11 protein-coding genes are annotated in these 11,968 nt (G+C 64.0%); 5 read left to right on the top strand and 6 right to left on the bottom strand.

All coding sequences use genetic code 11. The features are described from left to right. Position 1: 1 nt before the first annotated feature. The 4 genes from ABWW33_RS15820 to ABWW33_RS15805 form a co-directional block, all read right to left on the bottom strand. Positions 2-334, bottom strand: coding sequence for a PspC domain-containing protein (locus ABWW33_RS15820; protein WP_176651972.1), 333 nt, complete (start codon positions 332-334; stop codon positions 2-4). Positions 335-388: 54 nt separating this feature from the next. Then, a complete protein-coding gene (odhB, locus tag ABWW33_RS15815) occupies positions 389-1,639 on the bottom strand; it encodes a 2-oxoglutarate dehydrogenase complex dihydrolipoyllysine-residue succinyltransferase (RefSeq protein WP_176651973.1) in 1,251 nt (416 codons plus the stop codon). Between the two features lie 73 nt (positions 1,640-1,712). Further along, a complete protein-coding gene (locus tag ABWW33_RS15810) occupies positions 1,713-4,568 on the bottom strand; it encodes a 2-oxoglutarate dehydrogenase E1 component (protein WP_176651974.1) in 2,856 nt (951 codons plus the stop codon). 263 nt (positions 4,569-4,831) lie between these two features. After that, positions 4,832-5,749, bottom strand: a complete 918-nt coding sequence (locus ABWW33_RS15805; protein ID WP_353402779.1) for a LysR family transcriptional regulator — start codon at positions 5,747-5,749, stop codon at positions 4,832-4,834. A gap of 114 nt (positions 5,750-5,863) precedes the next feature. Here ABWW33_RS15805 and ABWW33_RS15800 point away from each other — a divergent pair, with 114 nt between their 5' ends. The 5 genes from ABWW33_RS15800 to ABWW33_RS15780 all read left to right on the top strand — a co-directional run bounded on the left by ABWW33_RS15800 (position 5,864) and on the right by ABWW33_RS15780 (position 10,234). Continuing rightward, positions 5,864-6,724, top strand: a complete 861-nt coding sequence (locus ABWW33_RS15800) for an MBL fold metallo-hydrolase (protein WP_353402777.1) — start codon at positions 5,864-5,866, stop codon at positions 6,722-6,724. A 61-nt stretch (positions 6,725-6,785) separates the two neighbouring features. Next, positions 6,786-8,069 carry a leucine-rich repeat-containing protein kinase family protein gene (locus ABWW33_RS15795; protein ID WP_353402775.1) on the top strand — a complete coding sequence of 428 codons (1,284 nt, stop codon included), beginning with the start codon at positions 6,786-6,788 and terminating at the stop codon, positions 8,067-8,069. A 32-nt stretch (positions 8,070-8,101) separates the two neighbouring features. After that, on the top strand, positions 8,102-8,482 hold the full coding sequence (locus ABWW33_RS15790; RefSeq protein WP_353402773.1) for a BlaI/MecI/CopY family transcriptional regulator: 381 nt from the start codon (positions 8,102-8,104) through the stop codon (positions 8,480-8,482). Between the two features lie 66 nt (positions 8,483-8,548). After that, positions 8,549-8,968 (top strand): hypothetical protein, encoded by a 420-nt coding sequence (locus ABWW33_RS15785; protein WP_353402771.1) that lies wholly within the window; start codon positions 8,549-8,551, stop codon positions 8,966-8,968. Between the two features lie 72 nt (positions 8,969-9,040). Beyond that, positions 9,041-10,234, top strand: a complete 1,194-nt coding sequence (locus ABWW33_RS15780; RefSeq protein WP_353402770.1) for an NHL repeat-containing protein — start codon at positions 9,041-9,043, stop codon at positions 10,232-10,234. Between the two features lie 59 nt (positions 10,235-10,293). Here the strand turns inward: ABWW33_RS15780 and gltA are convergent, their stop codons facing one another. Both gltA and ABWW33_RS15770 read right to left on the bottom strand, forming a co-directional pair. Beyond that, complete coding sequence (gltA, locus tag ABWW33_RS15775) at positions 10,294-11,595, bottom strand: citrate synthase (protein ID WP_176651982.1); 1,302 nt, start codon at positions 11,593-11,595, stop codon at positions 10,294-10,296. 60 nt (positions 11,596-11,655) lie between these two features. Further along, positions 11,656-11,937, bottom strand: coding sequence for an FAD assembly factor SdhE (locus ABWW33_RS15770; protein WP_176651983.1), 282 nt, complete (start codon positions 11,935-11,937; stop codon positions 11,656-11,658). Positions 11,938-11,968: the final 31 nt, after the last annotated feature.

Below are 11,968 nucleotides of genomic sequence, written 5' to 3'. Positions count from 1 at the left end.
TTTATTTTCCAATCAGTTCTTCTTCCGGCACGAAAATCCACAACAGCAGGTAGACCGCCAGGCCGAAACCAAAGGTGCACACGAACAGCACGAACAGCAAACGCCAGATCCACGATTCGACCCCGGTCACCTTGCCCAGCCCGCCGCAGACGCCGCCCAGCCAGCGGTCCGTTTGCGAACGGCGCAGGCGGGAAATGTCGCTGCCGACATCCTCGCCGGGACGGTAGTTGTCCTGGTTCAGCAGCCTGGCCTTGGCGGCGGCGTATTCCTCATCCGACAAGGCGCCGGCCTGGTGCAACTCGTGTAAACGCTTGATTTCTTCTGCGACGCTCATTCGTGATCCCCAGAGAAATTCCCGGGCTCGGACGAGCCCGGGGCAAGGCAGGAATTACAGGTCCAGCAGCAGGCGCGCAGGATCTTCCAGCGCTTCCTTCATGGCCACCAGGCCCAGCACGGCTTCGCGGCCGTCGATGATGCGGTGGTCGTAGGACATCGCCAGGTAGTTCATCGGACGCACAACGATCTGGCCGTTTTCAACCACGGCGCGGTCCTTGGTCGCGTGCACGCCCAGGATGGCCGATTGTGGCGGGTTGATGATCGGGGTCGACAGCATGGAGCCGAAGGTGCCGCCGTTCGAGATCGAGAAGGTGCCGCCGGTCAGGTCGTCCAGGGTCAGCTTGCCTTCCTTGGCTTTCTGGCCGAATTCACCGATTTTCTTCTCGATGTCGGCGATCGACATCTGGTCGGCGTTGCGCAGGATAGGCACCACCAGGCCGCGCGGCGAACCGACAGCGATACCGATGTCGAAGTAGCCGTGGTAGACGATGTCGTTGCCGTCGACGGAGGCGTTGATGATCGGGTATTTCTTCAGCGCGGCAACGGCTGCCTTGACGAAGAAGGACATGAAGCCCAGCTTGACGCCGTGCTCTTTCTCGAACTTGTCCTTGTACTTGTTACGCAGGTCCATCACCGGTGCCATGTTCACTTCGTTGAACGTGGTCAGGATGGCGTTGGTCGATTGCGATTGCACCAGGCGCTCGGCGATACGGGCGCGCAGGCGGCTCATCGGCACGCGCTCTTCCGGACGATCGCCCAGGCCGGCGACCGCAGGGGCGGCAACCTGCTGCAGCGCAGGCTTGGCGGCTGGCGCGGCCAGTGGCGCGACTGCCGGTGCCTTGGCGCCGGCGGCCAGGGCGTCGCCCTTGGTCACGCGGCCGTCTTTGCCGGAACCGGCGACATCGCCGGCGCTCAGGCCTTTTTCGGACAGGATCTTGGCGGCGGCCGGCATGGCCACGTCGCCTTTGCTGCCACCGGTGGCGGCTGCAGGAGCTGCTGGTGCTGCTGCGGCGGCTGGTGCCGGGGCGGCAGCGGCTGCAGGAGCTGCGACGGCGGCGGCGCCGTCGGTGTCGATCACGGCGATCAGTTCGTCGGCAACCACGGTGCTGCCGTCGCCCTTGATGATTTTGACCAGCACGCCGGCGGCTGGTGCAGGCAATTCCAGAACTACTTTATCGGTCTCGATGTCGATCAGGTTTTCGTCGCGCGCTACAGCGTCGCCGACTTTTTTATGCCAGGTCAGCATCGTGGCTTCTGCTACCGATTCCGACAGCTGGGGGACTTTGACTTCGATTTGTGCCATGTAAAACTCCGTAAATTGTTATTGCGGCGCCGCCCCGCACAGCAGAACGGCGCTCCGTCATTAAGTATTGTGATTATTTCGTCAGGATGAAGCCCTTGAGCTTCGAGAACGCCGTCTCCAGCAAGTCTTTCTGCTGGGCGTAGTGCTTGTCGTAGTAACCGACAGCCGGCGATGCCGATGCTGGGCGGCCGGCGTATGCCAGGCGCTGGCCAGCGTCCATGCTCTCGAAGATGTTGTGCTGAATCTGGAACCATGGGCCCTGATTCTGCGGCTCGTCCTGCGCCCACACCACTTCCGTCAGGCTTGGGAACTTCTTCAGCTCGGCGGCGAACGATTTGTGCGGGAACGGATACAGCTGTTCGATACGGATGATGGCCGTGTCGGTCTGGCCGCGGGTCTTGCGTGCGTTGACCAGGTCGTAGTAAACCTTGCCCGAGCAGGCGATCACGCGCTTGACCTTCTTGGCGTCGATTTTCTCGTCGACTTCGCCGATCACGGTCTGGAACGCGCCCTTGGCCAGCTCGTTCAGTGCCGAACCAGCGTCCTTGTTGCGCAGCAGCGATTTCGGCGTCAGGATCACCAGCGGCTTGCGGAACTGGCGCACCATCTGGCGACGCAGCACGTGGAAGATCTGCGCGGCGGTGGTCGGCTGCACCACTTGCATGTTGTTGTCGGCGCACAGCTGCAGGAAACGCTCAGGACGCGCGGACGAGTGCTCAGGACCCTGGCCTTCGTAACCGTGCGGCAGCATCATGACCAGGCCCGAAGCGCGGCCCCACTTCACTTCGCCGGAGCTGATGAACTGGTCGATGACCACTTGCGCGCCGTTGACGAAGTCGCCGAACTGGGCTTCCCAGATCGTCAGCGTGTTCGGCTCGGCGGTCGAGTAGCCGTATTCGAAGCCCAGCACCGCCTCTTCGGACAGCACGGAGTCGATCACGGTGAACGGTGCCTGGCCTTCGGCGATGTTCTCCAGCGGCACGTAGGTGCCGGCATCCCAGCGTTCGCGGTTCTGGTCGTGCAGCACGGCGTGGCGGTGCACGAAGGTGCCGCGGCCGGCGTCCTGGCCGGTCAGGCGCACGGCGTAGCCGGATGCGACCAGCGAGGCGTAGGCCAGGTGTTCGCCCATGCCCCAGTCCAGGTTCAGTTCGCCGCGACCCATCGAGGCGCGGTCGCCCAGCACTTTTTCAACCAGCGAGTGCACCTTGAAGCCTTCCGGCACGGTGGTGATGCGGCCGGCCAGGCGTTTCAGTTCGGTCATCGGCACGGCGGTGTCGGCCGAGTCGGTCCACTTGCGGTTCAGGAACGGCAGCCAGTCGACGGCGTACTTGTTCTTGAAGTTCGAGATCACCGGATCGACGGTGTGCTTGCCGGCGTCCATGGCGTCGCGGAAGGCCGCTTGCATCTGTTCGCCGCCGTCGGCCGCGATCACGGTCTGCGCCACCAGCTTGTCCGCGTACAGCTTGCGGGTGCCTGGGTGCTGGCCGATTTTCTTGTACATCAGCGGCTGGGTCAGCGCCGGCGTATCTTGTTCGTTGTGGCCCAGTTTGCGGTAGCAGATGATGTCGACAACGATATCCTTCTGGAACTGCAGGCGGTAGTCCATGGCGATCTGCGAAGCCAGTACCACGGCTTCAGGATCGTCGGCGTTCACGTGCAGCACCGGCGCTTCGATCATCTTGACCACGTCCGAGCAGTAGATGGTCGAACGGGCGTCGCGCGGGTCCGAGGTGGTGAAGCCGATCTGGTTGTTGATGACGATGTGCACCGTGCCGCCCGTGCCGTAGCCGCGGGTTTGCGCCAGGTTCAGCGTTTCCATCACGACGCCCTGGCCTGCGAAGGCGGCGTCGCCGTGCACCAGGATAGGCAGCACTTGCTTGCCCAGCGTGTCGCCGCGGCGGTCCATGCGCGCCTTGACCGAGCCTTCGACCACAGGATTGACGATTTCCAGGTGCGACGGGTTGAACGCCAGCGACAGGTGGACCGGACCGCCGGCGGTCGAGATGTCCGACGAGAAGCCCTGGTGGTATTTGACGTCGCCGGCCGGCAGGTCGTCGCCGTGCTTGCCTTCGAATTCTTCGAACAGTTCCTTGGGCGACTTGCCCAGGGTGTTGACCAGCACGTTCAGACGGCCGCGGTGGGCCATGCCGATAACGATCTCCTGCACGCCTTTTTCGCCGGCGCGCTGGATGATTTCGTCGATCGAGGCGATGAACGTTTCGCCGCCTTCCAGCGAGAAGCGTTTCTGGCCGACGTACTTGGTGTGCAGGTAGCGCTCCAGGCCTTCAGCGGCGGTCAGGCGCTCGAGGATGTGTTTTTTCTTCTCAGGCGTGAAATTCGGGGTCGAGCGGATCGACTCCAGGCGCTCTTGCAGCCAGCGCTTTTCAGCCGGGTCGGAGATGTACATGTACTCTGCGCCGATCGAACGGGTGTAAGTGTCGCGCAGGTAGTTCAGCAGGTCGCGCAGGGTCGCGGTTTCCGGGCCGAAGTAGGTATTGCTGATGTTGAACACGGTGTCCATGTCCGCGTCGGTGAAGCCGTAGAAGCTCGGCTCCAGCTCGTTGATCGACGGACGCTCCTGACGCTGCAGCGGATCCAGGTTGGCCCAGCGGGAACCCAGGTAGCGGTAGGCGGCGATCAGCTGGGTCGCGGCGACGCGCTTGCGGCCCATTTCGGCGTCGGCCGAGGCAACCACGGTGCGGATCGGGCCGGCTTTCGCGCGTTCGGCGAAGGAGGCGATGACCGAAGCGTGAGCGACGTCTGGTTTATTGGAGCCATCGACTGCCGGTACGTGCTGCATGGCGTCGAAGTAGGCGCGCCAGTTGTCTGGCACGGAACCTGGGTTGTTGAGATACGCTTCGTACAGTTCTTCGACGTACGGGGCGTTCCCACCAAACAGGTAGGAATTGGACGTATATTGTTGCATCATCTTGCTCACCTTTCTTCGCGCTTCGCGAGGAATTAGCGGGTTAATCTAACCTTCCGCGACACGGCCTGACCGGTTAGCGGATTGCACATCAAGTTGTGGGGAAGGGCTATAGTTCTTCAGGTACTACAAAATCGGTCATTCAGCATAGCACCGGTATTGTATCCCAACAACCAATTGTGCGACAAAATCCTGGTAAATCTTTTGCCATTAATTTTCGCTTAAGCCGCATGATTGCTTGGCTCTTGCGTAATGTTTGCATATTTTCAACGGCTTTCCAGCGGCTGCTTCGCCTGCAGGCTGGTATGGGCGAACCAGTCGAGCAGGAAGTCGAGCATGGCGCGCAGCGCCGGCGGCATGTGCTGGCGCGAGGTGTAAATCCCGTAGATGCCCATCTGCTGGGGCGCGTAGCCAGGCAGCAGCGCGACCAGCCGGCCGTCGGCGATCAGCGGCGCGGCGCTGTACAGCGGCTGCAGCGCGATGCCGGCGCCCTCCACCGCCGCCTTCAGCAGGATCAGGTCTTCATTGGCGGACAGGTTGCCGCTGACCGGCACCGTAACGCCCTCCCCGTCCCGGCGCGTGAACTGCCACAGGCTTTTGCCGAAATAGGTGTAGGTCAGGCAGTTGTGCGCGGCCAGGTCTTCGGCCCGCTGCGGCGCCGGGCGCCCGGCCAGGTAGGACGGCGCGGCGCAGACCACCGAGTCGCACACGCCGAGCTGGCGGGCGATCAGGTTCGGCTCCAGCGCATTGGTGATGCGCAGCGCCAGGTCGATGCGCTGCTCGACCAGGTTGACCGCGCGGTTGCTCATCTGCAGGTCGACCGCCGTGCGCGGGTAGCGCTTCAGGAAGGCCGTCACCGCGCTGGCCAGCTCGGCCTGCGCCAGCGATTGCGAGCAGGTGATGCGCAGCAGGCCATGCGGCGTGCCGGCGTCTTCGGCCGCCACCTGCATGGCCCCGGCCAGTTCCAGCATGGCGCGGCAGCGCGCCAGCGTGACGTCGCCGGCGTCGGTCAGGCTCAGGCGACGCGTGCTCCGGTGCAGCAGGCGGGCGCCGGCCCACTCCTCCATCTCTGCCAGGTAGCGCGTGACCATGGCGCGCGACATGTCCAGCGCCTCGGCGGCGGCGATCATGCTGCCACGCTCGGCGATGTTGACGAAAACCTGCGCTGCGGTGATGCGATCCATGCGATTGGCCCAATTCGTCCGATTTATGCAATTAACACGTGCAGATTACCGTATTTTTCTATCGAATCAAGCAATTTAAGATGGCGTCACTCCAACCTCACGTGAAAGACCATCATGATCAAGCAAACCCTAGTGTCCGCCGCCCTCGCCGCTTCCGCCGCCGTCCACGCCGCGCCATTGCAGCTGGAAGTCTTCAATCCGGGCGAAGCCGCCATCTTCCCGGTGGCCTCGGTGATCGTCAGCGGCGCCAAGGACGCGGTGCTGATCGACGCCCAGTTCTCGCGCGGCGAGGCGCTCAAGCTGGTCGAGCGCATTCGCGCCGGCGGCAAGCGCCTGACCACCGTGTATGTCAGCCACAGCGATCCCGATTTCTACTTCGGCCTGGACGTGATCCACGCCGCCTTCCCCGAGGCGAAAATCGTCGCCACGCCGCAAACCATCGCCGGCATCGAGAAAAAGAAGGACGCCAAGGTCGCCTTCTGGGGGCCCATCCTGAAAGACAACGCGCCGCAGAGCATCATCGTGCCGCAGCCGCTGGCCGGCGACACCATCCAGCTGGAAGGCCAGGCGCTGAAGATCGAAGGCCTGAAAGGCGCGACGCCGGATCGCAGCTACGTGTGGATCCCGTCGATCAAGACGGTCGCCGGCGGCGTGGTGGTGTTCAACCAGTTGCACGTGTGGACCGCCGATACGCAGACGCCGGAATCGCGCCGCCAGTGGCTGGCGACGCTGAAGGGCATCGCGGCGCTGAAGCCGGCCACGGTGGTGCCGGGCCACTTCGCGCCGGGCGCCGCGCTGACGCCGGACAGCATCGCCTTCACCAGCAACTACCTGGTGAGCTTTGAAGCCGAGACGGCGAAAGCGGCCGATTCCGCCGCGCTGATCGCCCGCATGAAGCAGCTGTATCCCAACGCCGGCCTGAACGCCGCGCTGGACACCAGCGCCAAAGTGGCCAAGGGCGAAATGAAGTGGTAATCAAGGCGGCAAGGGAGTGATACACTGCGGCGGTTATTATTGACTGACCACCCTCCTTTACATGCACACCCTTGAGCAGTTGCGCGCAGGCGCCCTGAAAGGCGTCCGGCGCCTGCAGCTGGCCTGCGGCCTGACCGAATTCCCGCGCGAGATATTCGAGCTGGCCGACACCCTGGAAATCCTCGACCTGTCCGGCAACGCGCTGTCGTCGCTGCCGGACGACCTGCCCCGGCTGCACAAGCTGCGCATCATCTTCTGCTCGGACAACCGCTTCACCGAGCTGCCCGCGGTGCTGGGCGCCTGCGCGGCGCTGACCATGGTCGGCTTCAAGGCCAACCGCATCCGTACGGTGCCGGCCGCCTCGCTGCCGCCGCAGCTGCGCTGGCTGGTGCTGACCGGGAACGAGATCGAACAGCTGCCGGCCGAGCTGGGCCGCCGGCCCATGCTGCAAAAGCTGATGCTGGCCGGGAACCGCCTGCGCGCGCTGCCTGCGGAGATGGCGCAGCTGCACCGGCTGGAACTGCTGCGCATCGCCGCCAACCAGCTTTCCGAATTGCCCGCGTGGCTGCCCGCGCTGCCGCGCCTGACCTGGCTGGCCTATGCCGGCAATCCCTTCTGCGCAGAACGCGAGCTGGCGATGGAAAGCGCGCCGGCCGCCGGCATCGCATGGGATGCACTGCGGCTGGAGCAGAAGCTGGGCGAAGGCGCCTCCGGCGTGATCCACCGCGCCGCGTACGGCGGCGAGCACGTGGCCGTCAAGCTGTTCAAGGGCGCGATGACCAGCGACGGCTCGCCGCTGTGCGAAATGGCGGCCTGCATCAGCGCCGGCGCGCATCCCAACCTGATCCCGGTGCTGGGCCAGGTCGAGCATCACCCGGACGGCGCGCACGGCCTGGTGATGTCGCTGATCGATCCCGAATTCCGCAACCTGGCCGGCCCGCCCAGCCTGGACAGCTGTACCCGCGACATGTACGAAGACGGCAAGCGCTTCGGCGCGGACGCGATGCTGGCCATCGCCGGCGGCATCGCCTCCGCCGCCGCCCAGCTGCATCGGCGCGGCATCATGCACGGCGACCTGTACGGCCACAACATCCTGCACTGCGAGCAGGGCCGCACCTTGCTGGGCGACTTCGGCGCCGCCTCTTTCTACGACCCAGCCGGGCCGGCCGCCGCGCAGCTGCAGCGGCTGGAAGTGCGCGCCTTCGGCTTCCTGCTGGAAGAACTGATGGCGCGCTGCGATGGCGCTCCGCCCTTCCTGGCCCCGCTGCAAGCGGCCTGCGTCCACGCCGACAGCGCGGCACGGCCCCTGTTCGCCGACATCGCTCTTCTGCTGGCGAAGGGCTAGACAATTCGTTCTAGATATTTTATTCTACATCCATGAGCACTGTTACCCCACCCAAACCGACCGCCTCCGAACTGGAGATGCTGCGCCTGCTGTTCGCGCTGGGCCCGGCGACGGCCAAGCAGGTGCATGCCGCCGCGCTGGAAACGCGGCCGGAGATGAACTACGCCACGGTATTGCGCCTGCTGCAGGTGATGCACACCAAGGGCCTGCTGACCCGCGACGAAAGCCAGCGCGCCCACGTCTACGCCCCGGCGCAGGAGCAGGACTCGCTGCAAACCAATTTGCTGAAGGAACTGATACAGAAAGCCTTCTCCGGCTCCGGCAAGGCTCTGGTGCTGGCCGCCCTGCGCGGCGGCCACGTCAGCAAGAAGGAACGCGAGGAAATCCAGGCGCTGCTCGACCAGGAAAAGTAAACCGCGAGACGATCCGCCCGCCATACTCCGGCTACAATGGGCGCCCACTCCCACCGCGCTCCTTTCATGAACAGCCGCCTTAACACCTGGCCCGAACGCCCACACCCGGTCATTGCCGTCATGCTGGCGATTGCAATCTGCGCCGCCCCCATCCTGCTGCCGCATGCGCGCGTGCAGGACTTGATGGCCAACCTGTTTGCCTACTTGGGCTGCTGCATCGTCGCCTACCCGTTTGCCGCGCTGCTGCGCCGGCGCGTCACCACGCTGCCCGGCATCTGGGTGGCGGCCGTGCTGCTCCTGCTGGCGGCGTGCTTCTACCACACCAACATCATCATCGAATCGGCCGACCTGCCGTGGCCGCGGCGGCGCGACGTCACGCTGGATAAATTCCTGTTCAACCTGCCACAAGTGACTATCGGCGTCGTCGTCTGGTGGCTGCTGGTGCTGCGGCCCGACCGCCGTACGCGCCGATCAGAACCGGGCTGATGAAAATGGCTTTTCAGATAAGCGTGCTATAAAGGCATTACATCCCGCCTGATACCCGCTTAAGGAAGCCATATGAACGTCAAGCCATTTACAACCTCCCTGCTGGCCGCAGCTGGGCTCTTCAGCCTCGGCGGCTGCGGCGGCTCCGGCGATAGCGGCACTCCGCCTCCGCCCCCCGTCACCAAATACTCGATCGGCGGCAGTGTCAGCGGCCTGCCCGCAGGCGCCACACTGACGCTGGCCAATGGCAGCGACAGCGTCGATGTCACCGCCAGCGGCAATTTCACCTTTCCCACCACCGCCCCGTCCGGCACCGCTTACGCCGCCAGCATCAAGACGCAGAGCGCGAGCGCCACCTGCAGGCTGCAAGGCGGCACGGGCACCGTTGGCAACGCGACCGTGACCGGCATCGCCGTCAGCTGCGCACCGGTGCTGCTGGCGACGCTGACCTTTACTTCGCCCCCTCAGTTCGCGGTCGACTCCCTGGGTTTCGCCTACCTGGCGGACACGGACCAAAACGCCATTCGCAGGCTGTCGCCGGCGGGCGACCTGGTAATTCACGCCGGAGGCCCGGCCGGCGCGCCGTTCAACAAGCCGAACGCGGTGGGCATCAGCCGCTCCGGCCTGCTGTACGTCATCGACCAGGCCGCCGACGGGTCCTACCGCTTCCGCACCGTCGGACTGGACGGCAACTTCAACATCAACACCACACCGCTCGCCGGCGTGCGCTACAACTGGATTGCCGCCTCGGCCTACGAGGAACTGGCGGCGGTCGACCAGGGCGGCGCCAGCGTCATGCGCTTGAACCCCAAGCTCGGCAACACGCTCATTACGCGCGCCGACCTGGTGGCCGTGCTGGCCGGCACGCAAGGCGCGGCCAGCAGCTATGCGCCGGCCTCGGTGGTGTACGGTAATGAAACCGACAGCATCCTGTATATCGCCGACAGCGGCAACTCGGTCATCTACAAGGCCGTGCCCCAGGGGGCGATCACCGTGTTCGCGGGCACGCCGGGCGTGCGCGGCACGGCCGACGGCGCGGCCGGCTCCGGCAGCCTGAACCTGACCACTGCCAGCGCCCTGGCCATCGACGAGCAGGGCAACCTGTATGTCAGCGGCAGCGGCCCGACGCGCAAGATCGCGCCCAACGGCACACTGTCCACGCCGCAGCTGGCCTGGGGCACGCCGGCACTCAGCAGCATCGCCTATGCCAAACCCATGCTGTACGGGCGCGTGCAAAACACGGTGATCCAGACCTACCTGCCGTAAGCCGCGACCATAAAAAAACGGGCCGAAGCCCGTTTTTTTTTGCTGCGTGAAACCGCGGATTAACGCTTGTCCAGCGGCGGCACGTCGCGGGTGGTCGCGCCGACGAACAGCTGGCGTGGACGGCCGATCTTCTGCTCCGGATCGGCGATCATTTCGTTCCACTGGGCGATCCAGCCGATGGTGCGGGCCATGGCGAAGATACCGGTGAACAGCGACACTGGAATGCCCAGCGCCGATTGCACGATGCCCGAGTAGAAGTCGACGTTCGGGTACAGCTTGCGCGAGACGAAGTATTCGTCGTTCAGCGCGATCTTTTCCAGTTCCATCGCCAGCTTGAACAGCGGGTCGTCCTGCAGGCCCAGCTCTTCCAGCACTTCGTAGCAGGTTTCGCGCATCAGCTTGGCGCGCGGGTCGAAGTTCTTGTACACGCGGTGACCGAAGCCCATCAGCTTGACGCCGGAGTTCTTGTCTTTCACTTGCGCGATGAAGGCAGGAATGTTCTCGACGGTGCCGATTTCCTTCAGCATGTTCAGCGCCGCTTCGTTGGCGCCGCCGTGGGCAGGGCCCCACAGGCAGGCGATGCCGGCAGCGATACAGGCGAACGGGTTGGCGCCCGACGAACCGGCCAGACGCACGGTCGAGGTCGAAGCGTTCTGCTCGTGGTCCGCGTGCAGGATCAGGATGCGGTCCAGCGCGCGCACCAGCACGTCGTTGACCTTGTATTCTTCGCACGGATTGCCGAACATCATGCGCATGAAGTTGGCGCTGTACGACAGGTCGTTGCGCGGATACATGAACGGCTGGCCCATCGAGTACTTGTACGCCATCGCCACCAGCGTCGGCATCTTGGCGATCAGGCGGATGGCCGAGATCTCGCGCTGCTTGGCGTCGTTGATGTCGAGCGAATCGTGGTAGAACGACGCCAGCGCGCCGACGGTGCCGACCAGCACCGACATCGGGTGCGCGTCGCGGCGGAAGCCGCGGAAGAAGAATTGCATCTGCTCGTGGACCATGGTGTGCTTGGTCACGGTTTCGACGAACTTCTCTTTTTCAACCTTGTTCGGCAGTTCGCCGTTCAGCAGCAGGTAGCACGACTCCATGAAGTCGGCGTTCACGGCCAGCTGCTCGATCGGGTAGCCGCGGTACAGCAGCTCGCCCTTGTCGCCGTCGATGTAGGTGATCGACGAGTTGCAGGCGGCGGTCGACATGAAGCCCGGATCGTAGGTGAACTTGCCGGTGCCGGCGTACAGCTTGCGGATGTCGATCACGTCGGGACCAACGGTACCTTTGTAGATCGGGAATTCGACCGATGGGCTGCCATCGGAGAACGACAGGGTGGCTTTGTTATCAGAGGTGTTCATGGACTCTTCCTTCTTGGAGAGATGCGACAAATAAAAAAAACTAAAATTCTGGGTGTGTCTTTATGCAAGCCGCAGTCGCTGCAACAGTGCGTGCACATGCGGCAGATCGACCTCGCCTTCCGGCTCTTTACGGGCCAGTACCAGATCCATCAGGGCATTGTCCGACAAATCGAGGAGCCGCGTGAACGCGTCCACTTCTTCGTCGGTCAATTCGGTTTCATGCGCATCGAGAAAACGGGTCAGGATGATGTCGTTTTCCAGCAGACCCCGGCGCGAGCGCCAGCGCAGGCGCGCTCTGTTGGCTGGGTCGGACTGATGCGCAGAGTTGTTCTGTTCAGTCATATGGCTGTGCCACTTTATACTAAAACGGGCG

The sequence above is a fragment of the Duganella hordei genome (assembly GCF_040369125.1).
Taxonomy (GTDB): domain Bacteria; phylum Pseudomonadota; class Gammaproteobacteria; order Burkholderiales; family Burkholderiaceae_D; genus Rugamonas; species Rugamonas hordei.
This window is presented reverse-complemented; position numbering and strand designations above follow the sequence as displayed.